This window comes from Aestuariivirga litoralis (genome assembly GCF_015714715.1).
In the GTDB taxonomy this organism is placed as follows: Bacteria; Pseudomonadota; Alphaproteobacteria; order Rhizobiales; family Aestuariivirgaceae; genus Aestuariivirga; species Aestuariivirga litoralis_A.
Genome location: NZ_WAHS01000002.1, coordinates 623,449 through 649,923 on the forward strand (window position 1 = coordinate 623,449; position 26,475 = coordinate 649,923).

Consider the following 26,475-nt stretch of genomic DNA (forward strand, 5'->3'; position numbering starts at 1 on the left):
CATTACGGTTTTCCCGTCGCGTCATTCTGATTGTGCACCGGAGAAATGTTGCGCCTGGATTTCCTCAGGCGGGGGTGCAACGCCTGAGCAGGTGTCGATTGGATATCGTAGTTGAGAAATGCCAACAAGAATTGCACGCCCAAAATAATGGGGAGTGCCGCAAGCATGACCGTGCCCGCCGTTGCCACCCGGTAATGATTCCAATTGAAAAGACCGAAAACCACCCCGAAAACCAGGGCGATGAGCCCCAGCACCAATTCGACCGACGCGACGCTGAAGTTGCGAAGAAAATAGTTATAGACGATGCGCTTATAAGTATTGCGCAGATGGGAAATTGCAAACCGCGGTATTTCATTGAGTGGCTTCAATCCGCTCGTCTCGTCGCCGTAATGCCCTCGCATCGGGACATCGACCACGCGGGCACCAATCAGCGCCAATCGAAACAAGAGATCAGATTCAAAAAAATAGCGTTTGGCAATCTTTTGCAAGGGCAGCTCGTCAATCAAACTCGCATGGATTGCGATATAGCCATTCGTGGGATCGAATGTTTGCCAATATCCGGTTGAGAGCTTGGTGAAAAAGGAGAGGCTGGCATTGCCCAACAATCGCAGCGTCGGCATTGTGGCAACGCCTTCCGGCTCGAAGAAGCGATTGCCTTTCGCATAGTCTGCTTCCCCTGCGAGAATGACATCGGTAAAGCTTAGAATATGGGCGGGATCCATCTGACCATCGCCATCAATCTTCACAATAACGTCGGCATCCTGCGCGGCGGCGGCCTGCATGCCAACCAGCGTTGCGCCGCCCACACCTTGATTGACGGCGTTGTAAATAATTTGAACCCGGGTATCGCGGCAATTCTCTTCGACATATCGCCCGGAGTTTTCGGGGCAGCAGTCATCGACGACATAGATGCAGTGAACTTCTGGACCGATCTTTTCAATCACTGAAAGGACATGCCCTTTCACGCGATAGCACGGAATTGCCACAGCGATCCTTGGTTTCTTCGTGGTTGCAGTCGGTTGAAATTCGCCCCTGATGGGCAATGGAGAGATGAAATGGGAAGAGTTCATCGGGTTCTCCAAAATGGCCGATTACCAAGTCACAACGGGTGTTTAACCACGCATTTTGTATCGGTCTTTGGGGAAGCTGGCAAGAACGCACCACGTCATACGGGGCAAAACCGCAAAAATTGCAGCAAAAGCCACCACCTGTATTTGCAACATAATCCCGCCTATGTGAAACATGAGACCGGTTCTGGGCGGTCGTTCCCCGGCTGCTGCGCAGAGGCATCTCATGAAGGTAAACGTGATCTACGCCCATCCCGTGACGGACAGCTACCAAGCCGTTTTGCACCACCGGATTGTGCGCGCGCTTGCAGCGCGGGGCGATGAAGTGATTGATCATGACCTCTATGCCATGGAATTTGATCCGGTGATGAAAGCCAGTGAGTGGCGTGGCCATTCCAATTCTGCGCAGCCACCGGATGAATTGAGGCCATATATCGAAGCACTGCAATGGGCTGACGCTTGCGTGTTCTGCTTTCCCACCTGGTGGTCGGGGCTTCCCGCAATTTTGAAGGGATACTTTGACAGGGTGTGGCGGCCGGGTGTGGCTTTTGAAATACCGGCCCATGGTGGAGCGCTCAAGCCTGCACTCCGGAATATCCGCCGGATGGGCGTGGTCACCACCTGCGCATCGCCATGGTGGTACAACGAAGTCTACATGCAAAACCCGGCCAGAAAAGTGCTTCTGCGCGGCCTGAAGTCCATGTGTGGACCGCGGACAGAACATATCTATCTGACCCGGCATTCTGTAGAATCCATCTCCTCCAGGAAGCGAGAGCAATTTGCGGACTTTGTAGAACAACAATTCGCACGGTTCTGATCTGAGCGAGAAGACGACAAAACCGCGAAACCAAGCGTAAATTCCGCCACCCGTATTTGCAACATATGCCCACCTATGCGAAGATTCAGACTGATTCTGTGCGGTGGGGCACCGGCTGATGGGACGCGGTCTATGACAGGTGACAATGAGATCCGCGCGCAGGTCTTTGGCCGCAACCGCAAACTGATTATCGTCACCTTCATCTTCAGTTTCGTGATCAATATTCTGGCCCTGTCCGGTTCGCTGTTCATGTTGCAGGTCTATGACCGCGTGATCCCCTCCGGCAGCATTCCCACGCTGGTGGCTTTGGCGGGGATCGTGCTGCTGCTTTATTGCTATTTCGGCCTGCTGGATTATGTGCGCTCGCGCATCTTTGTGCGGGTGGGAAAGCGGCTGGAGGAATCGCTACGCCTGCGGGCCTTTGACGTGATGTCCAAGGCGGCCCTGTCCAAGACCAACACCGCCGGCACCTTGCCGGTGCAGGATCTGGCCGCCATCCGCCAGTTCATCAGCGGCCAGGGGCCATTGGCTTATTTTGATATGCCCTATGTGCCGCTCTATATGCTGGCCGCCTTCTCGCTGCATTGGCTGCTGGGCGTAACGGCAATGGTTTCCGCCGCGATCATTTTCATTCTGGCGCTGCTGGCCGAACGGGCCACCCGCAAGCATTCCAACGCCGCACAGCAGGCCCAACACCGGCTAACCACAATGACGGAAGAGGCCCGCCGCAATGCCGAAGCGCTTTTTGCTTTGGGCATGAAAGGCCCGGTGCGCGCGCGCTGGGCCAGAATCCACCAGGAATCACTGGCCCTGCAAACCCATGCCAATGATGCGGGTGCGACTTTCTCGGCCTTCTCGCGGGTATTCAGGTTGATCGTGCAATCGGCCATGCTGGGCGTGGGCGCTTTTCTGGCCGTCCGCCATGAAATTTCCTCAGGCTCGATCATCGCCAGTTCGATCATTCTGGGCCGCGCTTTAGCACCGGTGGAACAGGCCGTGGCCGGCTGGCAGCAATTGCTGAACGCGCGCAAAGCCTATGAACGTCTGACGCAGTTTTTCAAACAGGTGCCGGCGGAACAAGATCGCATCACGCTGCCGCGGCCCAAAGGCCATCTGGCGGCAGAAGCCATTAGCGTCACCGTGCCTGGCATCGACAAGCCCCTGTTGCAAAACGTGTCCTTCACGGTCGCACCCGGTACGGCGCTGGGTGTGATCGGGCCAACCGGCGCCGGTAAATCCACCTTGGCTCGTGCGTTGACCGGTGTGTTACCATTGGCGCGCGGCAATGTGCGGCTTGACGGTGCCACGCCAGACCAGTTCGGCGAAGATCTCTATGGCCGCCTGATCGGTTATCTTCCGCAGGACGTGCAGATCCTGGATGGCACCGTGGCCGAAAATATTTCGCGTTTTTCCGCAGCCGGTGATGACGCCAAGGTAGTCGCCGCCGCCCAGCTGGCCGACATCCATGAATTCATCCTGCGCCTGCCACAAGGCTATGAGACCAGACTGCAGGAAGGCGGCTCGCGCCTGTCTGCCGGCCAAAGGCAGCGCGTGGCATTGGCCCGCGCAGTTTATGGCGATCCGGTGCTGCTCATTCTGGATGAACCCAATTCCAATCTCGATGCCGATGGCGAAGCCGCACTTGATAAGGCGATAAAGGCCACCTTGGCGCGCGGCGCCAGCGCAGTGATGATTGCTCACCGGCCAAGTGCGCTGAATGCGGTGACCCACCTTCTCGTTTTGGCCAATGGCCAGGTGCAGATGTCGGGGCCGCGCGATGACGTTCTGATCAAGCTGGGCATGCAGCCCATGCGCCCGCCTGCAGCAGCTGTGAATACCAATGCCCCCACCTTCGCCACCATGGGCGGAAAACTGGCCGGACCGGCGCGAGGCTCTTCATGAGCCAGATTGAAATGTCAAAAGACACGGATGCGGATCTGCGCCGTCTGACGCTGTTGGGCTTTGCCGGCATTGCCAGCATGCTGGGCCTGTTCCTGGCCTGGACCTGGTTTTCCGATTTGAACGGCGCCGTGGTGGCCCAGGCCACCATCCAGGCCGAAACCTATTCCAAACGCATCCAGCACCGTGAAGGCGGCAACGTGCTCAAGATTTTGGTCAAGGACGGCGACAGCGTCACCGCTGGCCAGGAACTGGTCTTGCTGGACCCGGCGGCGATCCAGTCGCAAGTCGGCATTTTTTCCGCAAGGCTGGATGAGCTGACCGTCAAGCGCTCAGCCCTGGAAGCCCAGCGCGACGGCTTGGCTTCACTCACCCTGCCGCCAGCCTATCAGGCGCGCGCGCATGAACCTGCCTTGGCGGCCATCATCAGCGGTCAGCAAAGATTACTGCAATCGACATTGGATTCCGCCCGAGACCGGCAAGCCCAATTGAATGCCCAGACCGACCAGATCAACGAGCAGATCAAAGGCCATGAAGCCCAGATGGCCGCTGACCAGACCCAGCTCTCCTTGATCACCAGCGAGAGTGACAGCTTGAAGCCGCTGCAGGAAAAGGGGCTGATCCCTGCCACGCGCGTTTTGGCACTGGAGCGTGAATCCGCCCGCATCGCCGGCGAGATCGGCCAGCTTCAGGCCAGCAAGGCGTCATCTCTTGAAAAGATCAGCGAGATCAAAACCCAAAGCCTGCAGATCGGCGAGGAATTGCGCAACCAGGCCCTGAATGAATTGCGCGACACCGAAAGCAAGCTCTCCGATGCGCAGGGCCAGTTGGCGGCGTCGCAGTCGGAACTCGATCATACCACCATCAGGGCCCCGATTGCCGGCACGGTGTTCCAGCTCACCGTTCACACTGATGGCGGGGTGATCACGCCGGGTGAAACGCTGATGATGATCCTGCCCAAGGATGATGCGCTGGTGCTGCAGGCTGCCGTGTCTCCCAATGACATCAGCCATATTCATCTGGGCCAGCAGGCCGAGCTGGTCTTCCCAGCCTTTGACTCGCGCGCTACCCCCCGCATCGAAGCTGAAGTGACCAATGTAGCCGCCGACACAACCCGACCCGATGTGTCGCGTGGCGATGCTCAGGCGCAGCCTTTTTATGCTGTGCGCCTGGTCATTTCCGCCAGTGAGCGGCTGAAGCTGGGCACCAATCAGTTGAAGCCCGGCATGATGGCGGAAGCCTTCATCCAGACCGAGGCGCGCTCCCCCATGTCTTATCTGCTCAAGCCGCTCCTGCAGCAATGGAACCACGCCATGCGTGAGCATTGAAGCCCAAACCGGCATAGGCCACCACGGTATAATTCATGCCTCCCGGCGCACGCCGCCGCTATGCTGCAATGCAATAATCTTTTTGAAGCATTGCACCCCTTGAGCACTCAATCTCCCCCAATCTCTCTAATGACCCAACGCGTCGCCGAATTTGCCTTGGCGATCGGCAGCTTTGCCATCGGCACCGGTGAATTCGCCGCCATGGGCTTTCTGCCCAGCGTGGCGGATGGCTGGCAGGTGAGCGTGCCGCAGGCTGGGCACATCATCAGTGCCTATGCTTTGGGCGTAGTGGTGGGCGCACCGCTGATTGCCGTGTTGGGTGCGCGCCTGCCGCGGCGCAGCCTGCTTCTTATTTTGATGGCCATGTTTGCTTTGGCCAATCTGGCCAGCGCACTGGCCCCCAGCTTCGGTGCCCTGCTCGGCTTCCGCTTTCTCAGCGGCCTACCGCATGGTGCCTATTTCGGCGTGGCCTCTTTGGTGGCCGCCGACATGGCGGGTCCGGGTGGCCGCGCCCGCGCCATCGGGCGGGTGATGCTGGGCATCACCATTGCAACTCTGGTGGGTACACCTGCGGCCACTTGGGCCGGGCAAGTTCTGGGATGGCGCATGGCCTTTGGCGCCGTGGGCCTTCTCGGTGCGCTCAGCGTGGCGCTGGTGTTTGCCTGTGTGGCCCATGACCCACCGCATGAAGATGCCAGCCCGCTGCGCGAGCTGGGTGCGCTGCGCAAGCCGCAAGTCTGGCTCACGCTGGGCATCGCCGCCATCGGCTTTGGCGGCCTGTTCTCGGTGTTCAGCTACATTACACCCACTTTGATCAACGACGCGCAGCTGCCGCCCGCTTCGGTACCCTTTGCGCTGTGCCTGTTTGGTGCGGGCATGATTACCGGAAATATCATCGGGCCCAAATTCGCCGACAAGGCGCTATTGCCTACCATCTTCTGGTCCTTGCTGTGGAACATTGGCGTGCTCACCCTGTTTTACTTTGGTGCCCGCCACCAGATCAGCGCACTGCTCTTCATCTTCCTGGTCGGCACCAATTTCGTGACCGTGCCGGCCTTGCAAACGCGGCTGATGGATGTGGGCCAGGAAGCCCAGACATTATCTGCCGCCCTCAATCACTCGGCCTTCAACATCGCCAATGCGCTGGGCGCCTGGGCCGGCGGGGCCGCCATTGATGCGGGCTTCGGCTGGAGTTCAACCGGCCTTGTGGGTTCCGCTCTGGGCGTCATGGGTTTTGGCATTTTCCTGATCTCGGTTTATGCCGAACGCAGGAGCTTGATCGCGCAGGTCAGCCCCGCCTGACATCAGTGAAAATCGCGTGACTTGAGCACGCTGCGCACATTGCGCGGGTGCTTGTGCATGCTGGATGCCTGGGCCCGCCACGACGGCACATTCTGATCATCTTCTGAAAGCCGGTGCAAGTCCTCGGAACGGTCGAAAATCTGTTCAGCGACCAGATGCACCACATTGTCTTCACTGCGCTGCACCTTGCCCTTCACCAGCATCAGCCGCGCCCCCATGATCTCGCGGCGGAACACTTCGACCAGCCGCGGCCACACCACTACATTGACCACGCTTTCTTCATCGCTGATCGTGGCGAAGACCACCCCGGAATCCCCCGGCATTTGCCGCACCAGCACGATGCCGGCACAAGACGCGCGCGTGCCGTCTTTCATCGCATTGATCTCACCCGAGCTTGAAACACCCTCCGACCGGAAAAAATCCCGCAGGAAGAACATCAGGTGGGCTTTCAGTGAAAGCCGCAGCATCTGATAGTCGGCCACCACCTGTTCGCTCATCGGCATCAGCGGCAAGGGGGCAATCACTTCTTCCGGCTGCTCCTGTGCATAGGCCGCAGCAAACAGCGGCAGCTCATCATCATCAGGCAGGCGCCGCACCGCCCAGAGAATCTCGCGCCGGTCCTTGTCGATGGATTGGAAGGAATCAGCCTCAGCCAGAATGATCAACGCGCGTTTCGGCAGCTTGGCCTTCTTGGCCACCTCAGCCACCGTACCATACCGGTTGCCCCGCGCCGAAACCAAAGCCTTGGCCCAATCTTCCCGGAAGCTATCCACCTGCCGGAAGCCAAGGCGGAGAGCGAGGCCATCGACGCTAGCTTCGAGCGTGTTGTCCCAGTTGCTGTCATTCACATCAACATGACGGACTTTAACACCTCCACGTTCCTGTGCATCCCGCACAATCTCGGCCGGCGCATAGAACCCCATAGGTTGCGAATTGAGCAATGACGCAGCGAAGGCGGCCGGATGGTGCTTCTTGAGATAAGCCGAGATGTAAACCAGATGCGCGAAAGCAGCTGCATGGCTTTCCGGAAAACCGTAAGAGCCGAAGCCCTCGATCTGCCGATAACAGCGCGCAGCGAAATCCGGCTCATAACCGCGACGCACCATGCCATTGATGAACTTGTCTTTGTACTGATCAATAGTCCCCAGATTGCGGAACGTGGCCATGGCACGCCGCAGGCCATTGGCTTCTTGGGGCGTGAATTCTGCGGCAATAATTGCCAGCTTCATCGCTTGTTCCTGAAACAGCGGAACACCAAAGGTTTTACCGAGAAGCCCAACCAACTCGTCTTTATCGCCCATGCCCTCCGCCGGTGAAGGGTATTCAACCGGTTCCTTGCCACTGCGGCGGCGCAGGTAAGGATGAACCATGTCGCCCTGAATGGGTCCAGGCCTTACAATGGCAACCTCGATGACCAGATCATAAAATTCCTTCGGCTTGAGGCGCGGCAACATGCTCATCTGTGCCCGGCTTTCAATCTGGAACACGCCGATTGTATCGGCCTTTTGCATCATCTCGTAAACTTCCGGCCGCTCACGCGGCACCTTCTTCAGATCAAAGTTTATACCTTCGTGAAGCCGCATCAGGTCGAAGGACTTGCGTATACAGGTCAGCATGCCCAGCGCCAGCACATCAACTTTCAACATGCGCAATGCATCCAGATCATCCTTGTCCCATTCGACAAAAAAACGATCTTTCATTGTGGCGGGGCCAACGGGTACCGTTTCATCCAGCCTGTCCTGCGTCAGAACAAAGCCCCCCACATGCTGCGATAGATGACGCGGAAAACCGGTAAGTTCATTGGCAAAATAAATGGCCTGTTCAAGGACGGAATTATGCGGATCAAGCTTGCCCTGTCTCACATTGCCGTCCTTGAGTTCGGTGCCCCAGCTTCCCCAAACACTGCTGGCTATGCGTGCCGTCACATCTTCCATCAGGCCGAACACTTTGCCCACCTCGCCAATCGCACTGCGCGAACGATAGGAAATTACCGTCGCAGCAAGTGCCGCACGATCGCGGCCATAACGCTTATAGATGAATTGGATGACTTCCTCGCGCCGCTCATGTTCAAAGTCGACGTCTATATCAGGGGGTTCCTTGCGTTCTTCGCTGATAAAACGCTCAAACAGCAGCTCGAAATGGTTCGGATCGACAGGCGTGATGTCGAGCACAAAACATACTGCGGAGTTTGCAGCAGAGCCACGGCCTTGGCACAGGATGCTTTCGCTGCGGGCAAATTGCACCACGTCATTGACGGTGAGAAAATACTGGGCGATTTCCATTCTGCCGATCAGAACGAGCTCTTTTTCCAGTGCGATCCTGATTTTTTCGGGAACGGCCATGCCATAGTGCTTGACGGCACCAGCCCATGCCAGGTCTTCAAGATGCTGTTGCGGCGTCTTCCCCTTGGGCACTGACTCATCCGGGTAATTGTATTTGAGCTGGTCGAGCGTGAAGGTGATGCGAGTTGCGAAAGATTGCGTCTCCTTTACTGCTTCGGGTGCTGCAGCAAATAGCGCACGCATCTCGCTTTCTGATTTCAAATGCCGCTCGGCATTGAGATTGAGGAGCAGGCCCGCAGCATCCAGCGTCACATGATTGCGTATGCAGGTCACCACATCCTGTAGCATTCGTCGCTCCGGCTCATGGTAATGTACATCATTAGTGGCAATCAGCGGCACGCCTATGTCTTCCGCGACAGCCTTCCAGTGCCGCAAGCGGCGTAGATCATCACCGAGATAAGGCATGGAGACGCCAAGCCAGGCGCGGTCCGGTGCTGCATGACGCAAGATATTCAAAGCCGCAGCCACGTCTTCATCCCTGGCCACGCGCACATCCGGTACCTTCTGCCAATCCGAATGCTTTTCATTCCAGGCCTTGGTGGATTGCTCCTCTTCTACCGCATAGCGCAACGGATGCGGCGGCCGCACGATGAGCAGCAGGCCCTCCTGCCACCTCAGCAGGTCTTCAAAGGTGAGATAGCACTCGCCCTTGGGTGCGCGCATTTTGCCCGCGCTCAGCAGGCGGCAAAGCCTCCCATAAGCGGCACGATCCGTTGGATAGGCCAGAACATCCGGCGCTCCATCGCGAAACACCAGGCGTGCGCCAACCAGCAGGCGAGGCTTGGGCGCTTTCAAATCCTTCAAGGCCGCATAGGCGCGCACCACTCCGGCCAGCGAATTGCGGTCGGCAATGCCGATGGCACCGTGGCCGAGCTTTGCCGCCTGCTCGACCAGTTCCTTCGGATGCGAAGCGCCGCGCAGGAAGGAGTAATTCGTTGTCACAGCAAGCTCGGCAAAAAAGCTCATGCAAACACCCCATGCATGAACCATTGCGCCGGCTGGGCCAGCTCACAATACAACCAATAGCGGTGGCCCGCCTCGTCTTCGGCGCGGTAATAATCGCGCGGAATTTTGCTACCTTCGAGCCGCCACCATTCCATGGCGATACGCTCCGGCCCCTCCCACAGGGTGAGACCGCGCCATGCCTTGCGCCATTGCAGGCGTAGAGGTTCATGCTCAATCGCGACAGACTCAGGCCGCGCCAGCAGACGCAAAGGACGACGCGGTGCTTCCACTTTCGCACGGATATTCCGCCATTGCGTTTTCGTCTCATACACCTGTTGCGCCGGCAACAGGACCCAGGCCTCTTCCGGCACATGCGTTTCATGCGGATAGATTCGCAATACACGCTCGCGCCCGAAGCGCGCCGCAAGACGATCGGTCAGGAAATCGATTTCAGCTGCAGCCCGCACTGCTTGATCCAGCGGGACGGCTTCAACCTGCATGCGCTCGACGCGCAGGGCCGCCAGCCGGATCAGATCAAAACCAAAACCGGGATCAAGCGGATCGGCCAGCGAGGCCAGCCGCTCGCGGAACAACCGTTCGATCATGGCGGCATCACGTACCGGCGCGCCCGCCTCGACAACGATCCGGCGCAGCGCCCCATCGGCGCGGAAGAAGCTCGCTTCCAGCCGCCGTGCGCCGGAGCCTTCCTGAACCATCAAGGCACAGAGTTCGGCGCCGATTTCGCGTAAGGCATTTTGAATCACCTCCTGCGTGGCAACGGGTTCGGCAAAGCTTTTCGCCGTCCAGTAATCCGGCTCCGGCAGGCGCGGGCTGATCGGCATTTCGCGCTGCCCCAAAGCCTCGTCGATGCGGGCATGCGTGGCGGCACCAAAGCGCGAGACGATCTCACTGCGCTTGCGGCTGGCCACCTGGCCGATGGTTTTCAGGCCCGCACGGCGGAAGGCATGCGTGGTCACGGGATCAAGCTGCAAGGCCTCGATGGGCAAGGGTGAGACGGCGTCTCTCTCGGCCCGCTCCGCCACGATCATGCCATCGCGGTAGCGCGCCAGTGCATGCGCGGCCAGGGCCGAACCAGCGATGGCCGCCTGCACATTGAGGCCCCTGGCCTTGAGCGCCTTGCGGATTTTATCCAGCAGCGCCCGCTCGTCTCCGAAAAGATGTGCGGCACCGGCAATATCGAGAATGAGCCCATCCGGCGCATCAAGCGCCACGACCGGGGTGAAACGGTCGCACCACTCTGCCATCTGGGAAAGGAGAACCGCATCAGCATGCGGCGATGCTGGCACCACTTCCAGTGCGGGCACCATGGCGCGCGCATTGGCCAGCGGCTGGCCCACATGCAGCCGCAGCTGGGAAGCCGCCTCGTCCACCGCGCAAAGCCGCAAGGCGCCCTTCACTTTCTCGGCCACCACCAGCGGCGGAGCGTTCAGTGTCTTTGTTCTATGCCGCTTCAGCCTGTCGGTGGGCAGGCGCGGGAACCACAGTGCCAGAAGCCGTCTGTCTTTCTGCAAAGCGCCCATTGTCACAACTCCACTCAAAAACCCACTGCCCCGTCCGGCCATTGCGGTTGCGGATCAGGCTCGCATCAAAAACCGGCTGGCCCCAATTCTCACCCGCAAAGGCAGAAGGTGCCGCCTTCACCAGCCAGCGCGTTTCCGCCGCACTGGCCTGAGGCGCCGCGCCAAAGCGCAACAGCACGGCCGGCACGCCCTGCTTCTCGCAGGCCAGAACCAGACGTCGGCTCGCCGTAAGATCAAGAATTTTAGGACTGCCGATCACTTCAATGATGACAGCGCCGAGAGCACGGCAAGTCAGCGCATCGCCCGATGCGCGCAATGCATCTTCGGCATGGCCCACCGAGAGCAAAATCAGCTTCGCAGGATCAAGCCCGAACTCGAACAATCCAGTGGGACACAGGCCGCCATGTTCCTGCGCGGCAAAGCTTTGCCCGATCCATAGCAGGTGCTTTCTTTCCGCCAAGCGCAAGGCCAGACCCGCGGTAAAGGCCGCCGCAGTAACCTCATGCCCCGGCACAGCAAAGACTTCATGCAGCGCCCCGCGCCGCACGCCACCTTTCAGCTCGGCATCGGCTGGTGCGTATCCGAGAGGCAAAATGGCTTGTTTCTGGAACTGATCCCGCATGAACCTACACAAGAACAAAACAGGAACATTGTCAATGTCTAAGAATCTGATTCTATCCTCCCGCAGCGATCCTCCCCGCATTGTTTTGAAAAATGCGCTGAGCTAACCTCCACTGATGCTCACACGGCTTCGATCTCAAACTCTGCCGTTTCTTGTTGTTTTATTTCTGTCCGGAATCGGCTTCGCCACGGCGTATGCGGATGGCCCAAGCTTCAACTGCAAGAAGGCTTCTTCACCGGATGAGCGCGCGATCTGTGCCGATGAAACCTTGTCCGAACTCGATGTGATCATCGCCGATGGCTACAAGAGGATGGTCGACAAGGTAGGCAAAGATCAGGCTAACGCGGTCAACAGCAACTTCTTCCAGGCGCGCAAGGGCTGTGGCGCCAGAGTCTCCTGCATTGGCGCCAATGGTTTGGCCGAAATTCCCGCGATCCATGCCATCGACGACAGCTTCCCCACCAAGGACCAGCAACAGACGCTGGATGCCGTTTCCTACGACATCGTGAAAGCGGAAACCAGGATCGGTGATTGCGTGAAATCTGAAATTATCGAATTGGGCCCACGCCTCTGCACGCCGGATGCCAGCGGTGATTGTCCGGAAAATCTGCCCTTTGATGAGAGCGGCAACACCGTCACCGCCAAGGATCATGTTTACGGCGTAGGCTATGAGCGCGACAAGAATCTCGAAGCCTCCAGGCTGGGCGATCCCGTGCAGATATGCCTCACCAGCAAGCCCAAGCATTGTCCAAAGGGCGATGACCGCGGCTATATGTGGAAATGGAAAAATCTCCGAACCGGGAAAAGCTGGGAGCTTCCCGATTCCGAACACCAGTGCGGTGGCGCTTAAGCTTTCTGTGCTTCCTCAAGAAACAAATCGCGCATCTTGCGCGACACCGGGCCGGGCTGGCCGCCGCCGATGCGCTTGCCGTCAATCTCAGTCACCGGCATCACGAATTGCGAAGCTGATGTGATGAAAGCCTCATCCGCCGCATAGGCTTCCTCCGGCGTAAACTGCCGTTCGACAATCTCCACGCCCTGCTCTTTTGCCAGGCGGAACAGTGCGCGCCGTGTGCAGCCGGCCAGAATTTCATTCGACAAAGGCCGCGTGATCACCTTGCCGTCTTTCACGATGAAGGCATTGTTCGACGTGCCCTCGGTGATCTTGCCATCCTGCACCATCCAGGCATCGGTCACGCCCTGATCAACAGCCGCCTGCTTGCCCAGCACCGAAGCGAGAAGCATCACCGTCTTGATGTCGCGCCGGCCCCAGCGGATATCCGGCGTGGTGATCACTTTGATGCCAGTGCGCGCATAAGGATTATCCACCAGCTTGGCCACTTGGGTGAAGGCGATCAGCGTTGAAGGAATATCCTTGGGGAAATTGAACTGCCTGTCGGCCACGCCGCGCGTCACCTGCATATAGATCATGCCTTCGACGAGGGAATTGCGCTTCACCAGTTCCAGATGCATAGCCCGCATCTCGTCCTTCGTGCAGGGCCAGGCCATCTTGAGCTCGCCCAGCGAACGGCCCAGGCGTTCCATATGCGCGTCATAATCCACCAGATTGCTGTTCACGATCGGGGTGACTTCATAAACCCCGTCACCAAACAGGAAGCCGCGGTCAAAGATCGAAACCTTGGCTTCACCCTCCGGCTGATACTGACCATTCACATAGCAAATGCGGCTCATCTTGTGTCCTTTTAACCATGAAATCAGGGCGATTCCGCACCTGCGAAGCTGAGGGGTTGGTTTAGCCCTGCCCACCCCCTAGAAGCAAGGGACCGGAAACAACCCATAGGTATATCTTGAAGCCATCAATAGCGGACAGCGCCGTAAAGGCCATGTTGGAGCGCGAGGCTAAGCTCTATGTCCAACGCAACCCGAAATCACAGGCACTGTCGGCCGAGGCTTCTGCGCATTGGCTGCGCGGCGTTCCCATGCAATGGATGGTGGATTGGGGCTTGCCCTTTCCGCTTTTCGTGGATGAGGCAAAAGGCATCAATCTGAAAGACGCCGATGGGCATTCTTATCTGGATTTCTGCTTGGGCGACACCGGCGCCATGTTCGGCCATTCACCCAAGCCCGTAGCTGATTGCCTCGCCCGCGAAGGTGCACACGGCCTCACCACCATGTTGCCATCGCCCGATGCCACCAAAGTTGGCGCATTGCTGGCCGATCGCTTCGGGCTGCCCTTCTGGCAAGTGACAGCCACCGCATCCGATGCCAACCGCGCCGTTATCCGCTGGTCGCGCGCCATTACTGGCCGCCAGAAAATCCTGGTCTTCAATCATTGCTACCATGGCTGTGTGGATGAAACCTTCGTCACCGCCGATGGTGGCAAGGTGATCATGGATCCCAGCCTGGTGGGCGAACCGCGTGATCTTTCGGCCTTCACCAAGGTCGTCGAATTCAACGATGTACCGGCACTGGAAAAAGCTTTGCGCGTTGGCGATGTGGCTTGTGTACTGGCCGAACCGGTGATGACCAATGTCGGCATGGTGCTTCCCGCCCCAGGCTTCCTCGAAACCCTCCGTACACTGACGAAAGAGACCGGCACCATCCTGGTGATGGATGAAACCCACACGCTCACTTCGAGTGTGGGCGGCTATTCGCGCAGCATCGGCCTGAAGCCTGATGCACTCGTCTTTGGCAAACCCATCGCCGGCGGCATCCCCGCTGGCCTTTATGGCTTCTCCGCCGAAACTGCAGCGCGCGTGCACACCTATATGGGCCAGCGCGGCGAAGGCCGCTCCGGCATCGGCACCACGCTATCAGGCTCACGCATCCAAGTGGCCTTGATCCGCACGGTGCTGGAAGAATTCATGACCGATCCGGTCTTCGAAGCTTTGATCACGCTCGCCCGGCGTCTGGAACGCGGGGTTGCCGATGTGATCATCAAACATTCATTGCCGTGGCACGTCACCCGCGTGGGCGCACGCGTGGAATTCATGTGCGTGCCAACGCCTCCCAAAAATGGATACGAGGCGTCGCAAGTGATCCACAAGCCCATTGATGAGGCGGTGCATCGCTATCTCCTGAACCGGGGCGTGGTCATCACGCCCTTCCACAATATGATGCTGGTCTGCCCCTCGACGACGGGTGAAGATGTGACCAAGCTGATTGAAACCTTTGAAGCCTGCGTGAGTGAGCTTCTGAACTGAAAGAAAGGGAGTACACAAAATGGCTCTCGTAACCCCGCGCCTTGGCGCTGAAGCTGAAACGTTCCTGCGCGCCAATCCGGATGTGCAAAGTGTACAGGTGATCTGGACTGATATGTGCGGCGTGATCCGCGGCAAGGTGCTGCGTCGCGATGAAGTCGTGCCCGCCTGGAATGATGGCCGCTTCCTGCCGATCTCGGCCCTCGTGCTCGACATCACCGGCCAGGACGTGCCGGAAACCGGGCTGGTCTTCGATGAAGGTGACCGCGATCTTCTGATGTGGCCGATCCCCGGCACATTTGTGCGCGTACCCTGGCTGGAAGAACCCACCGCGCAATATACTGCGCGCCTCTGCGATCTCGACGGCAAGCCGCATTATGCCGACCCGCGCAATGTGCTGGAAGGCATCGTGCGCCGCTTCAAGAACGAGCTGGGCATGAACCCGGTGGGCGCAGTCGAGCTTGAGTTCTTCCTGATGGACCGCAAGAGCGCCTACGAAGACGGCAAGCCGGTTCCACCCAAGTCTCTCAACAATGAATGGCGGCCCAAGCACTATCAGGCCTATCACCTGCAGGACACCGACGACTTCGCACCCTTCTTCGCCGATCTCTATAAATACTGCGAAATCCAGGACCTTCCCGCCAAGACCCTGATTGCCGAATATGCGCCAGGGCAAATGGAAATCGTGTTGCGCCACCGCACTGATATCTTGGACGCCTGCGATGAAGCGATCATGCTGAAGCGCCTGATCAAGGCCACCGCCGAGAAGCACGGCCTCTGCGCCACCTTCATGGCCAAGCCCTATTCGGAATGGACCGGCAGCGGCATGCATGTCCATGTCAGCCTCGGTGATGAAGCGGGCAAAAACCTCTTCGCCACCGACGAGCCGGAAAAACATCCCCTGCTGCTCAATGCCATTGGCGGCCTGAAAGCGACGATGGCAGAATCCATGTTGATTTTTGCCCCCAATGCCAACTCCTATCGCCGCTTCCGCCGCCATTCCTATGCGCCGGTGGCTGCAACTTGGGGCATCAATAACCGCACTGTGGCTTTGCGCGTGCCAGCCGGCAATGCCAATTCCTGCCATATCGAACACCGCCCTTCCGGTGCTGACGCCAACCCCTATTTGGTGATGGCGTCCATCCTGGCCGGCATGCATTATGGCATCACCGAAAAGATTGATCCGGGTGCACCGATCGAGGGCAATGGTTACAGCCGCCGCTCCAAACACATTCCGGGCAATTGGTTTGAAGCGATCGATGCCTTCTGGCGCGCCTCGATCCTGAAAGAATATTTCGGCAAGGATTTCATCGAAACCTTCTGTACGCTGAAGGAAGTTGAAGCAGACAGATTCTTTGCCGAGCCAACGCTACGCGACTTCGAGTGGTATCTCCGCACGGTGTGAGGCATCAAGCATTTCGACACCCGGAAAGGCGCGGGCCAAAACATCCCGCGCCTTGAGCCCTGCATTCAAATTTATGGCATTGATCACACCAAGGCGAAACCCGCCCGGCGGCATCGCATGGTAAGCGCCTTCGCTGGCATCGTGGAACGTGATCTGCAAGCTGGCAATGCCCGGCATGGCGCGGATGCGCGCTTGCACTTCGGCAGCAGGATGCGAAAATGCTTCGCCATGTTCCGCAAACAACGGGATGGAATAGCCGGCATTACGGTGCTGCTCCTTGAACTCCCATTCGCCTCGTGCATAGAGCCGCACCAGCGCTTCCACCCAGCCCGCGCCATAGAGATCGCACCACTGGTCGGCAAAGCGCAGATGCGCCTCGATTAAGCCGCCACCGATGCTTTCGAAATTCATCATGCCGGTATAGCCAGCCATATGTTCCTTCACCCAGCTGGTGATCTTTGCCGTAAGGGCCGAGCGCGGTGTGGCTTCCACCGTCCAATACTTGAACGTGCCGCCATCACCCGGCACACCTGATGTATGGCGCAGCCATTTGACTTCGCCGCGCACCACGGCGCAATCGGTCGACACGTGGTCTCCGCGAAAAAGCTCCATCCAGAAATGGCCGGGCTGGTAGCCGCTGGCCAATTGCTCCGCATTGCAGACAGCCTCACTGCCCACGCCCATGCCTTTCAAATTGAAGATCGGCTTGGAAAAAACCGGAAAGCGCTGCGGCGTCACGCCATGCGGGCCACAGGCCACACCTTGGCTCTCGGCAATATAGAGCTTGTTATAAACCCAGCGGTGCTTCGGATAGAGATGCCAACAATCCGGATCATCGGTCGGCACCACCACATCCTCGGGGCAATCCACACCTTCGAAATACTGCAAACGCCAGGGGTCACGCTCTAGGATCGGCATCATTTTCCTCTAACAAACCGTCACGCACACACGGAAATCACAATCTGATGATCAGGATGTGAGAATTTAGACGCCCCTCATGCAGATTTTTGTCAGCAGAGGGAGTTTCGCTCCAATGCTTCAACACGGCTTTAGTTCCCGGTTCCAAAATCGCTGGCAATTGCCTAGATTGCCCAAATGGCCAACCCTTCGACTTCGATCAATAAAACGCCTTGGGCGTTTATCATCTCTACTCTGGTGGCATTGCTCTTTCTTGGTTTAAAACAGGCCGGCGTTGATTTCGGTTCGTCCATACCCATCGTCATTTTGGAAGTCCTGCTGCTTGGATTTGCCGTCTTCGGCGCCGTGCACCACGCTGAAATCCTGGCTCTGAAAGTGGGCGAGCCCTACGGCTCCATCATCCTGGCACTCGCCGTGACCGTGATCGAGGCGGCTCTTATCATCTCGCAAATGTCCACCGGCAAACCCGGTGTGGAAGTCATCGGACGCGATGCGGTTTTTGCCACAGTGATGATCGTGCTCAACGGCATTGTGGGCTTGGCCCTGCTTATGGGTGGAGCACGCTTTCATGTGCAGCGTTTCAAACTCGATGGCGCGGCCGCCGCCCTCAGCGTGCTTGCTACACTGGCCGCACTCTCATTGATCCTGCCGAACTTCACCACCACCGCGCCGGGCCCGGTCTATTCGTCACCACAGCTGGCCTTCGTGGGCACGATCAGCCTGGTGCTTTATGCGATCTTCGTTTTCGTCCAGACCGTGCGCCACCACGACTATTTCGTCACTGGTGAAAAAAACGCCGTCAATATTCCGCTTCACCGCCGCGCGGTGACACTTGCGCTCATCTTTCTGCCACTGTCGCTTGTTGCGGTGGTGTTGATGGCCAAGGCGTTGTCGGGGCCGATTGATGCCGCCATTGCCGCTGCGGGCCTGCCCACTGCGGTGCTCGGCGTGGTGATCGCGTTTATCGTTCTGCTGCCTGAAAGCATTGCGTCACTGCGCGCCGCCCGTGTCAATGATCTGCAGACGAGTCTTAATCTTGCGCTCGGTTCCGCCATTGCCACGATCGGGCTTACCATTCCCACGCTTGCGGCCTATTCGCTCTGGCATGGCGACAAATTGAGCTTGGGGATCAGCCCGCAATCCACCGCACTTCTTGTGCTCACTTTGTTCATCAGCTCCGTCACGCTGGCCACCGGCCGCACCACCATCCTGCAGGGCGCTGTGCATCTGGTGATCTTTGGCGCCTTCCTGTTCCTGACAGCATGGCCCTAAAACCCGATCATGAAATATGAGATCATCGACGGCCGTTTCACCCTGCCCACGCAGCGCGGCCAGGCCAGTTTCAGCGAAATCCTGAAATGGCAAACCAGCGGTTCGCGCCAGAAATGGCCGAAGCATATCGACAACAAGACTTATCCGCCGCCGCCACAGCGGGTGGACGGCAAGGAAATCGCTGCCACGTGGATCGGACACTCCACCGTCCTGCTGCAAGTGGCAGGTCTCAATGTTTTGACAGATCCATTCTTCTCGAAACGTGCGAGCCCTTCGCAGCTGATCGGCCCATCCCGCGTGCGCGCACCGGGCATTGCGCTGAAAGACCTGCCACCGCTGGATCTCATCCTGCTCAGCCACAGCCATTACGACCACATGGACAAGCCCACGCTGAAATGGCTGGCGCGCAACACCAAGGCCAAATTGATCACCCCTCTGAACAACAGGCGCCACGCGCCGGGCTTTGAAACCGTGGAGCTGGATTGGCATCAGAGCCATACGCATGGCGAGGCGAAAGTCACGGCCTTGCCGGCCTTGCACTGGTCCAAGCGCACCTTGGGCGACACCAACAAAAGCCTCTGGGCCGCCTTCATGCTGGAAACGCCGCTAGGCCTGATCTATTTCGGCGCCGATACCGGCTTTGGCACCGGCGAGACATTCCGCGAAGCCCGTGAGCTTTTCGGCGCGCCCAGCCTCTCGCTGCTGCCGATTGGCGCTTACGAGCCGCGCTGGTTCATGGCGCCCCAGCATATGAATCCCGAAGAGGCGGTCGAAGCTCATATCCTGCTCGGCTCAAAGCAAAGCCTCGCCATCCATCACGGCACGGTGCAGCTCACTGATGAGGCGATTGATGCGCCTGTCGCCGCACTCGATGTGGCGCTAGCCGCGCGCAAGCTCACTGCCAAGGATTTCACCGTGGCGGATATCGGCGAAACTCTGCTGTTCTGATCAATCGTGGCTGGGCATCACCCGGTCAATGAAAGCCAGCATCAAAGCCGAAACCACAAATGCCATATGCATGATGGTCAGCCACATCATCTTCTCACCGGTATAGGTGTCTGAGTTCAGAAACACCTGCAGAAGATGGATCGACGAAATCGCCACGATGGTGGAAGCCACCTTCACCTTGAGCGAGCTGACATCGATCTTGCCCAGCCAGTTCAGCTCCACCTGCTTGCCGCCATCCAGCTTGCTCACAAAATTTTCGTAACCGGAAATGATCACCATCACGACAAGGCTGGCCACCAGACTGGCATCGATCAGACTTAAGATGCGCAGGATCCCGTCGGTCTCCTCCATCGTGCCCATTTCAAGGAACAGCTTCTTCAGCTTGATCAGGAAGGTGAAGCCATACATGGCCAGCGCCAGCGCCAGGCCCAAATAAAACACCACCAGAAGCCAGCGCGAACCCAACACAATATATTCAACAACGGCTTCCAGCTTCTTCATCTTTTCTCCTTGGGGCGATTTTCCCAGCAATATGGGAAACGATCCATGCATTTCCAGTCTAAAATCTATTCGCCTGAACCCATTGGCGAAGCCAGCCGGTTTCGCTAGAACGCAGTCCCATGTCCCAGCCGCCCATTACCTGCCTTCTCGATGCCAAGAACAAGCTGGGCGAGGGCTGCCTGTGGGACGAAGATGGCCAATGCCTCTGGTGGCTGGATATCGCGCCCACCAGCAAATTGCACATCCTCGATCCCGCCACTGGTGCCACAAGGCACTGGACTTTTCCAATCGTGCTTACCTGCTTTGCACTGGCAAACCGCAACCGCCTGCTGATCGGCGGAGAGCCGGGCCTGTTCTTCTTTGATCCCGCCACGGGAGCACTCACCGATTTTGCGCGGCCCGAAATTGACCGCCCCGGAAACCGCGGCAATGATGGTGCCGCCGATGCCAGGGGCCGCTTCTGGTTCGGCACCATGCAGCAGAATATCGCGGCCGATGGCAGCGACATGGACATCACCCGCGATTCCGGCGCGCTCTATCGCGTGGGCGCCGATGGTGTATCGAAACTGATGTTCGATAATGTCGGCGTGTCCAACGGCCCCAACTGGTCACCCGATAACAAGACCTTCTATTTCAGCGATACCAAGAACCAGAATATCTACGCCTTCGATTTTGATCTCGACAGCGGCAACCTGTCCAACCAGCGCATCTTCAATGACAGCAAGCTCCACGGTTATCCCGATGGCGCCACCGTGGATGCTGATGGCTTCCTCTGGTCGGCGCGATGGGATGGCTCCTGCATCGTGCGCATCGACCCCAAGGGCCGCATTGACCGGGTGGTCGAAATGCCAGTCACACGCCCCACCTGCGTGGTCTTCGGCGGGCCGGAGCTGGATACGATTTATGTCACCTCGGCCTGCGCCAACATGCCGCCCGAAATGTTCAAGAAGCGCCCGCTGGAAGGTGGCCTGTTCTGCTTCAATCCCGGCGTCAAAGGCCTGCCCAAGCACAAATTCGGTGCGGCATGAAACCTTTCATCTCGCTGGACTGGGGCACCAGCTCGTTCCGTGCCTATGAGGTCAATGCCGAAGGCAAGGTGGTCAATCAGACCTCCGCTCCCGAAGGCATTCTTGCCGTCAAGGACCAGAAATTCGAGGAGACACTCGAAACTCATATCGGCAGCTGGGATAAATCCCTTCCCGTCATCGCTTCCGGCATGATCACCTCGCGCCAAGGCTGGGTTGAATGCGCCTATGCCGAATGCCCTGCGGATGCCTCCGCCTTGGCCAAATCCATAACGACCAAAACAACCACGTCAGCCCGCAACATTCATTTCATCACCGGGCTGCATTACGAAAGCCCCTCCATCGGCCATGACGTGATCCGTGGCGAAGAAACCCAGGTCTTTGGCGCACTGGCCACCGGTGCAAAGCATTTCATCACCCCCGGTACCCATTCCAAATGGATCGACGTGGAGAACGCGCAAGTCATCGGCTTCGCCACTTACATGACCGGCGAAAGCTTCGCGCTCTACAAGAACAATTCCATCCTCGGCCGCTTGATGCAGGATGGCCCGCAGGACGACAAGGCCTTCGCGCGCGGCATCGAGAAAGCCTTCTCCGATCCAGCAGCCCTGCTGCACCAGCTGTTCTCGGTGCGCACTTTGGGTCTGTTCAATGATCTGCCGCCTGAAAGCCTGGCCTCCTATCTGTCGGGCCTGCTTGTCGGCCAGGAAGTGGCGCATGCCACCATCGGCCACGACCAAAGCGCGGCCTATCTCGTTCTCGCCTCGCCCGCTTTGGGGGCAGCCTATATCACCGCGCTGAAATTGGCCGGTCTCGACGTCAAACTGGGTGATCCCCTCTGCGCCATCGATGGCCAGCGCCTCATAGCCCATGAAGCAGGATTGATCTGATGAAACTGAACGATGCACTGGACGCCTGCGGCATCATCGCCATCCTGCGCGGCGTCACCCCGGCTGAAGTGCTGGATGTCGGCACCACGCTTTATGAAGCCGGAATCCGCATCGTCGAAGTGCCGCTGAACTCACCCGAACCCTTCGTCTCCATCGAAAAACTGGCAAAGGCTTTCGCCGGCAAAATGGTGGTGGGCGCAGGCACGGTGCTCACCGAAAGCGATGTTGAAAAACTGAAAGCCTCTGGCGGCACCATTTCCGTCTCTCCCGATTGCAACCCAGCCACCATAGCGCGCGCCGTGGCACTGGGCCTCAATCCCCTGCCCGGTGTGTTCACGCCCACCGAAGCTTTCGCTGCCATCCGCGCCGGCGCAAGCCAGTTGAAACTGTTCCCCGCCGAAGTCGCATCACCGCAAACCATCAAGGCATGGAAGGCCGTGCTACCCAAGCATGTGAAGGTCCATGCTGTGGGCGGCGTCACCCCCGCCAACATGGCGGATTGGATCAAGGCCGGCGCATCCGGCTTCGGCATCGGCTCGTCCCTCTACAAACCCCGTGCCACGCTCGAACATGTTGCAAAATCGGCAGGCGAACTCGTCGCTGCCTGGCAGAAAGCAAAGGTCTGATATGAAGAAAGTTGCACTCGTTACCGGCGCTGGCTCCGGCATCGGCAGAGCCTGCGCCAAGGCATTGGGCAAGGCGGGCTACGCTGTCGTATTGGCGGGCCGCAGGCTCGACGCGCTGCAGGACACGGCCAAGCAGATGGAGGGTGAAACCCTCTGCGTCGCCACCGATGTGGCTGATGCAAAATCAGTCGCGCAGCTCTTTGCCGAAACCAAGAAGAAATTCGGCCGCCTTGATGTGCTTTTCAACAATGCCGGCACGGGTGCTCCCGGCACGGTGATGCTGGAAGATTTGACCTTTGAGCAATGGCAGAATGTGGTGAATGTGAACTTGACCGGGCCATTCCTGTGCACCCAGGAAGCCTTCAAGATCATGAAGGACCAGAGCCCGCGTGGCGGCCGCATCATCAACAACGGCTCGATCTCGGCGCAGGCCCCGCGCCCGAATTCAGCGCCCTATACCTCCACCAAACACGCCATCACCGGCCTCACCAAATCAACCTCTCTTGATGGCCGCAAATATGACATTGCCTGCGGACAGATCGATATCGGCAATGCAGCGTCAGACATGACCGCCAACATGACCAGCGGCGTGCCGCAAGCCGATGGCACCATGAAACCAGAGCCGCGCATGGATGTGGAAGATGTGGCGCGCTCATTGGTGTTCATGGCCTCGCTGCCGCTCGATTCAAACGTCCTTACGATGACAGTGATGGCCACCAAAATGCCGCTGGTTGGCCGCGGCTGAACGAAAGACTTCTATGAAGATTACGCCTCGCGTCGCCGTCACGCTCACCTTTATTGCCTTTGGCGCGATGATGGGGGCACAGCTCGGTGCCATTCCCGTTTTGAAGGCTCAATCGGGAACCGACTCGTTCTGGTTCGGCGTGCTTACCAGTGTGGGCACTGCCGCCAATATTGTGGCCATGTCACTCGGCGGGCAGATCGCCAAGCGCTTCGACAACCGCAGCGTCATGCTGTTCATCATGCCGGTGATCTTTGCCGCGCTGGTCTACAGCCTCATGGTGCAATCGGTGTTCGCCTTCGGACTTTCATTTATTTTGCTGATGACGTCGATTGGCGCGCTCGATCTATTCATGAATGCTGAAGCCGCCGTGGTGGAACATGACGCGGGCAAGCCGCTGTTTGGCGGTTTTCATGGTGCCGTGCTTCTGGCCATGGGGTTGTTCGGCCTGATCAGCAGCTTCATCGCGGTGAATTATGGTGCGGTCTGGTCGCTCATCCCGCCCTTGCCCTTTACGATTGCCGCCATTTACGCCGTGAACAAAGCTATTCCGCACCGACCTGTCACGGCCTCCCATGAAAGCGCATCGCAGGGTGAATTTCCGCGCAAAATCCTGATCCTGATGGGCGTGGTGGTGGGTCTCGAAGTCGCTGCCGAATTCACCTGCGTGCAATGGTCCGGCCAATTGCTGGCGGCGCTGCAGCCCAAGCTGGCCGCCTATTCCGGCCTCGGAATTGCGTTCTACGGCCTGTTTAGCGGTGGCATCCGCGTGGTGGGCGACAGGCTGCGCCAGCGCTTTGACGATCTCAAGCTGGTGGCCGTTTCACTGTGTGTGGGCCTCGTTGGCTTTGTCACACTCGCACTTGATCCGGGCTTTCTGATTTCAGTCATTGCCTTTGCCGTGGTCGGCATCGGGCAAGGCCTGATTTTCCCTTGCCTGTTTTCGCAAGCCGCCAGATTGGCCCCCGCCAACCGCGCCAGCGCCTTTGGTCTGATATCTCTGGTCTCTGGCCCGCCACGCATTCTGCTGCCGCTCCTTCTGGGGATTCTGGCCCAAAGCTTCGGCATCGCCAGCATCTATCTGGCCTCGGCTATTGGCATTGCCACCGCCATCGGCTTCAGCATGTGGATCGCCCGCGAAATCGACAAAAGAAAAGAGGCGCAGGTTTCCCCGCGCCTCGCAACGTAGCACTGCTACTCACTTCTCGTTAGGCGGCCTTTTCGCCGTCAATCGCTTTCAGCTTCGGCGCAACACCGTTGATCGCAATCTGCCGCGGCTTCAAGGCTTCCGGCAATTCGCGCTTCAGGCTGATATGCAGAAGGCCATTGTCCATGTCGGCACCTTTGACCTCAACATGGTCAGCCATCTGGAAGCGGCGCTCAAAACCACGTGCGGCAATGCCCTGGTGGAGCATTTCGCCTGCGGTGCCCTTTTCGGCCTTTTTGCCGGTCACAGTCAGCGTGTTGCCCTTGGCTTCGATCGAAACATCGGCCGGGCCAAAGCCGGCAACCGCCATGGTGATGCGGTATTCATTGTCGCCGACGCGCTCAATATTATAGGGCGGATAAGTCTGGTTTTCGGTGGCAGCGGCTTCATCAAGAAGCTGGAACAGGCGGTCAAAACCAACCGAGCTGCGATAGAGGGGGGTAAAGTCAAACATGTCATATTCTCCTTAAGCAATTTGACAATTCAGTGGACCCCGAAGGCATCCACAAGGCGTGAGATGGGATGCCAAAACCCGATTTCAACCCCCCGGTCGCGGCCGAACATGAACGGCAGATGAACAGCCCCTTTGGGCTTCATTCAGTTCCTCTGCCCTAATATGGACGCCTGAAGATGGTGGGGTGCACCATCGCCGCGTACCAGGAGTGACTGCCATGATATCCAAGATGATTTTTGCCGCTGCCGCCATTGCTTCAACTGCAATGCTCGCGGTAGCACCCGCCGCTAAGGCCGATAGTATCGGTTTTGGCATTACCCTTGGCGACGGCGGCTGGGGCGGTGGTTATCCTGGTGGCGGCGATTGGCGCTGGCGTCACCCGCATCCGCGCCCGCATTATTGGGGCGGCGGTTTCGGTGGTGATTTTGATGGCGACTATTCGCCCCCGCCCGTGCGTTATGGCATGAGCTGCAATGAAGGCGCTGGCTTGCTGCGCAATTCAGGCTTCCGCGGCGTCCATGCCACCGATTGCAGCCGTCCGGTTTACGAATATGAAGCCTGGAAGCGTGGCCGCCTGTTCAGCGTGGATGTTTCGGTCGCCGGCCGCATCGTCAGCGTCGATCCGGTCTATTGAAATCCGGCGGGAGGCCGAGGCCTCCCGCTTTTCTGCCCTAATCATGCCCTCTTTCGGTGGAGATTGCCGGGCATGACATCCGTGTCATGGAGAGAGACATGCTGAAGAAAATTTTGCCGCTGGCCATTTTGCCATTTTTGAGCCTGGTCCAGCCAGCCGCAGCCCAGCAGCCCTATTGGTGGCAGGGCAATCAGGATAGCCCCTACCATCAGGTCCAGCAGGACTATGGCCAGGATGACGCCGAAGCCATTTATGGGCCAGACCCCTACGCTTCGCGCGCTCAGGATTTTGACGAGCAGCAATACCGCATGTATCGCCGCGAAATGGCACGCCGCTATCATCGCGAACAGCGCTATCAGCAATACGACCAGCAGCAGGAATATGGCTATAACCAGCCCTACGCAGCGCCCGTCTATCCGGTGCAGCCACAAGGCAAAGTCATTGTCCAGGCCAACAAGCCCGTCGTGAAGAAGAAGGCCCCGGCCAAGCCCACGACGACGACGGCTTCTACTTCATCGTCGACATCGGCCAGTACCACAACCACGGTCGCCAGCACCGCGCCAGCCACAACCTCAACAACGGCACCCGCCGCTACCACAGCGTCCACCACGCAAGCTGCGCCCAAAAAGGGTGGCGCTGTGACCTGTGACAAGGGTGCCAGCATCGTCTCCAGTTTCGGTTTTGAAAAAGTGGCCAGCAAATCCTGTGCGGCAACCTCGCTGGTTTATTCAGCCGAGCGTGGCGGCAAGCCCTTCGAGATCGAAGTCAATCCCAAGAGCGGTGAATTGACCGCAGTCAAGAAACTCTAGGCTTTCAAAACCTGCCCCTA

24 protein-coding genes are annotated in these 26,475 nt (G+C 58.4%); 16 read left to right on the top strand and 8 right to left on the bottom strand.

Annotated features, from left to right (window positions below):
* Positions 1 to 2: 2 nt before the first annotated feature.
* Complete coding sequence (locus F8B91_RS14775) at positions 3 to 1,070, bottom strand: glycosyltransferase family 2 protein (protein WP_196504612.1); 1,068 nt, start codon at positions 1,068 to 1,070, stop codon at positions 3 to 5.
* 223 nt (positions 1,071 to 1,293) lie between these two features.
* Here F8B91_RS14775 and F8B91_RS14780 point away from each other — a divergent pair, with 223 nt between their 5' ends.
* The 4 genes from F8B91_RS14780 to F8B91_RS14795 all read left to right on the top strand — a co-directional run bounded on the left by F8B91_RS14780 (position 1,294) and on the right by F8B91_RS14795 (position 6,413).
* Complete coding sequence (locus tag F8B91_RS14780) at positions 1,294 to 1,884, top strand: NAD(P)H-dependent oxidoreductase (protein WP_196504613.1); 591 nt, start codon at positions 1,294 to 1,296, stop codon at positions 1,882 to 1,884.
* Between the two features lie 132 nt (positions 1,885 to 2,016).
* The gene (locus F8B91_RS14785) at positions 2,017 to 3,786 is read left to right on the top strand and encodes a type I secretion system permease/ATPase (RefSeq protein ID WP_196504614.1); all 1,770 of its coding nucleotides are present in this window, start codon (positions 2,017 to 2,019) and stop codon (positions 3,784 to 3,786) included.
* Complete coding sequence (locus F8B91_RS14790; RefSeq protein ID WP_196504615.1) at positions 3,783 to 5,111, top strand: HlyD family type I secretion periplasmic adaptor subunit; 1,329 nt, start codon at positions 3,783 to 3,785, stop codon at positions 5,109 to 5,111. Before F8B91_RS14785 ends, F8B91_RS14790 begins: the two co-directional genes overlap by 4 nt.
* 129 nt (positions 5,112 to 5,240) lie before the next feature.
* Entirely contained in the window at positions 5,241 to 6,413 is a 1,173-nt protein-coding gene (locus F8B91_RS14795; protein ID WP_196504616.1) for an MFS transporter, read from the top strand.
* Positions 6,414 to 6,415: 2 nt separating this feature from the next.
* Here F8B91_RS14795 and F8B91_RS14800 read toward each other — a convergent pair whose 3' ends face one another.
* Genes F8B91_RS14800 through F8B91_RS14810 form a run of 3 tightly spaced genes read right to left on the bottom strand, consistent with a single transcriptional unit; the run spans position 6,416 to position 11,863 of the window.
* Positions 6,416 to 9,721, bottom strand: coding sequence for an error-prone DNA polymerase (locus F8B91_RS14800; protein WP_196504617.1), 3,306 nt, complete (start codon positions 9,719 to 9,721; stop codon positions 6,416 to 6,418).
* Positions 9,718 to 11,241: a Y-family DNA polymerase gene (locus tag F8B91_RS14805; protein ID WP_196504618.1), complete on the bottom strand. Its 1,524-nt coding sequence runs from the start codon at positions 11,239 to 11,241 to the stop codon at positions 9,718 to 9,720. Before F8B91_RS14805 ends, F8B91_RS14800 begins: the two co-directional genes overlap by 4 nt.
* Positions 11,162 to 11,863 (bottom strand): ImuA family protein, encoded by a 702-nt coding sequence (locus tag F8B91_RS14810; RefSeq protein WP_196504619.1) that lies wholly within the window; start codon positions 11,861 to 11,863, stop codon positions 11,162 to 11,164. Before F8B91_RS14810 ends, F8B91_RS14805 begins: the two co-directional genes overlap by 80 nt.
* Before the next feature lie 115 nt (positions 11,864 to 11,978).
* On the opposite strand from F8B91_RS14810, the gene F8B91_RS14815 reads away from it, so the two are divergent.
* Positions 11,979 to 12,713, top strand: a complete 735-nt coding sequence (locus tag F8B91_RS14815) for a lysozyme inhibitor LprI family protein (protein WP_196504620.1) — start codon at positions 11,979 to 11,981, stop codon at positions 12,711 to 12,713.
* On the opposite strand, the gene F8B91_RS14820 is transcribed toward F8B91_RS14815, so the two are convergent.
* Positions 12,710 to 13,555: a D-amino-acid transaminase gene (locus F8B91_RS14820; RefSeq protein WP_196504621.1), complete on the bottom strand. Its 846-nt coding sequence runs from the start codon at positions 13,553 to 13,555 to the stop codon at positions 12,710 to 12,712. The genes F8B91_RS14815 and F8B91_RS14820 overlap by 4 nt on opposite strands.
* A 116-nt stretch (positions 13,556 to 13,671) precedes the next feature.
* Between F8B91_RS14820 and F8B91_RS14825 the strand changes: the two genes are divergently transcribed.
* Both F8B91_RS14825 and F8B91_RS14830 read left to right on the top strand, forming a co-directional pair.
* Entirely contained in the window at positions 13,672 to 15,027 is a 1,356-nt protein-coding gene (locus F8B91_RS14825) for an aspartate aminotransferase family protein (protein WP_246715274.1), read from the top strand.
* A 19-nt stretch (positions 15,028 to 15,046) separates the two neighbouring features.
* On the top strand, positions 15,047 to 16,429 hold the full coding sequence (locus F8B91_RS14830) for a glutamine synthetase family protein (protein ID WP_196504622.1): 1,383 nt from the start codon (positions 15,047 to 15,049) through the stop codon (positions 16,427 to 16,429).
* Here F8B91_RS14830 and F8B91_RS14835 read toward each other — a convergent pair.
* The gene (locus F8B91_RS14835) at positions 16,394 to 17,350 is read right to left on the bottom strand and encodes a hypothetical protein (protein ID WP_196504623.1); all 957 of its coding nucleotides are present in this window, start codon (positions 17,348 to 17,350) and stop codon (positions 16,394 to 16,396) included. The two genes, F8B91_RS14830 and F8B91_RS14835, sit on opposite strands and share 36 nt — an antisense overlap.
* 174 nt (positions 17,351 to 17,524) lie before the next feature.
* On the opposite strand from F8B91_RS14835, the gene F8B91_RS14840 reads away from it, so the two are divergent.
* Positions 17,525 to 18,619, top strand: coding sequence for a calcium:proton antiporter (locus F8B91_RS14840; RefSeq protein ID WP_196504624.1), 1,095 nt, complete (start codon positions 17,525 to 17,527; stop codon positions 18,617 to 18,619).
* A gap of 9 nt (positions 18,620 to 18,628) precedes the next feature.
* Entirely contained in the window at positions 18,629 to 19,567 is a 939-nt protein-coding gene (locus tag F8B91_RS14845) for an MBL fold metallo-hydrolase (RefSeq protein ID WP_196504625.1), read from the top strand.
* On the opposite strand, the gene F8B91_RS14850 is transcribed toward F8B91_RS14845, so the two are convergent.
* On the bottom strand, positions 19,568 to 20,068 hold the full coding sequence (locus F8B91_RS14850) for a TIGR00645 family protein (RefSeq protein ID WP_196504626.1): 501 nt from the start codon (positions 20,066 to 20,068) through the stop codon (positions 19,568 to 19,570).
* Positions 20,069 to 20,187: 119 nt separating this feature from the next.
* Between F8B91_RS14850 and F8B91_RS14855 the strand changes: the two genes are divergently transcribed.
* From F8B91_RS14855 to F8B91_RS14875, 5 genes are read left to right on the top strand one after another with little or no spacing between them, the layout of a single operon-like run.
* Positions 20,188 to 21,096 carry an SMP-30/gluconolactonase/LRE family protein gene (locus tag F8B91_RS14855; protein WP_196504627.1) on the top strand — a complete coding sequence of 303 codons (909 nt, stop codon included), beginning with the start codon at positions 20,188 to 20,190 and terminating at the stop codon, positions 21,094 to 21,096.
* On the top strand, positions 21,093 to 21,983 hold the full coding sequence (locus F8B91_RS14860; protein WP_196504628.1) for a 2-dehydro-3-deoxygalactonokinase: 891 nt from the start codon (positions 21,093 to 21,095) through the stop codon (positions 21,981 to 21,983). The genes F8B91_RS14855 and F8B91_RS14860 overlap by 4 nt, the downstream gene beginning before the upstream one ends.
* Positions 21,983 to 22,609, top strand: coding sequence for a 2-dehydro-3-deoxy-6-phosphogalactonate aldolase (locus tag F8B91_RS14865; protein ID WP_196504629.1), 627 nt, complete (start codon positions 21,983 to 21,985; stop codon positions 22,607 to 22,609). The genes F8B91_RS14860 and F8B91_RS14865 overlap by 1 nt, the downstream gene beginning before the upstream one ends.
* Before the next feature lies 1 nt (position 22,610).
* Positions 22,611 to 23,354: an SDR family oxidoreductase gene (locus F8B91_RS14870; RefSeq protein ID WP_246715275.1), complete on the top strand. Its 744-nt coding sequence runs from the start codon at positions 22,611 to 22,613 to the stop codon at positions 23,352 to 23,354.
* A gap of 13 nt (positions 23,355 to 23,367) precedes the next feature.
* Positions 23,368 to 24,540, top strand: a complete 1,173-nt coding sequence (locus F8B91_RS14875) for an MFS transporter (RefSeq protein WP_196504631.1) — start codon at positions 23,368 to 23,370, stop codon at positions 24,538 to 24,540.
* A gap of 19 nt (positions 24,541 to 24,559) precedes the next feature.
* Here the strand turns inward: F8B91_RS14875 and F8B91_RS14880 are convergent, their stop codons facing one another.
* Positions 24,560 to 25,012 (bottom strand): Hsp20 family protein, encoded by a 453-nt coding sequence (locus F8B91_RS14880; RefSeq protein WP_196504632.1) that lies wholly within the window; start codon positions 25,010 to 25,012, stop codon positions 24,560 to 24,562.
* Between the two features lie 217 nt (positions 25,013 to 25,229).
* Here F8B91_RS14880 and F8B91_RS14885 point away from each other — a divergent pair, with 217 nt between their 5' ends.
* Positions 25,230 to 25,646: a hypothetical protein gene (locus F8B91_RS14885; protein ID WP_196504633.1), complete on the top strand. Its 417-nt coding sequence runs from the start codon at positions 25,230 to 25,232 to the stop codon at positions 25,644 to 25,646.
* Positions 25,647 to 25,744: 98 nt separating this feature from the next.
* On the top strand, positions 25,745 to 26,455 hold the full coding sequence (locus F8B91_RS14890) for a hypothetical protein (protein ID WP_196504634.1): 711 nt from the start codon (positions 25,745 to 25,747) through the stop codon (positions 26,453 to 26,455).
* The last annotated feature ends 20 nt before the right edge of the window (positions 26,456 to 26,475 follow it).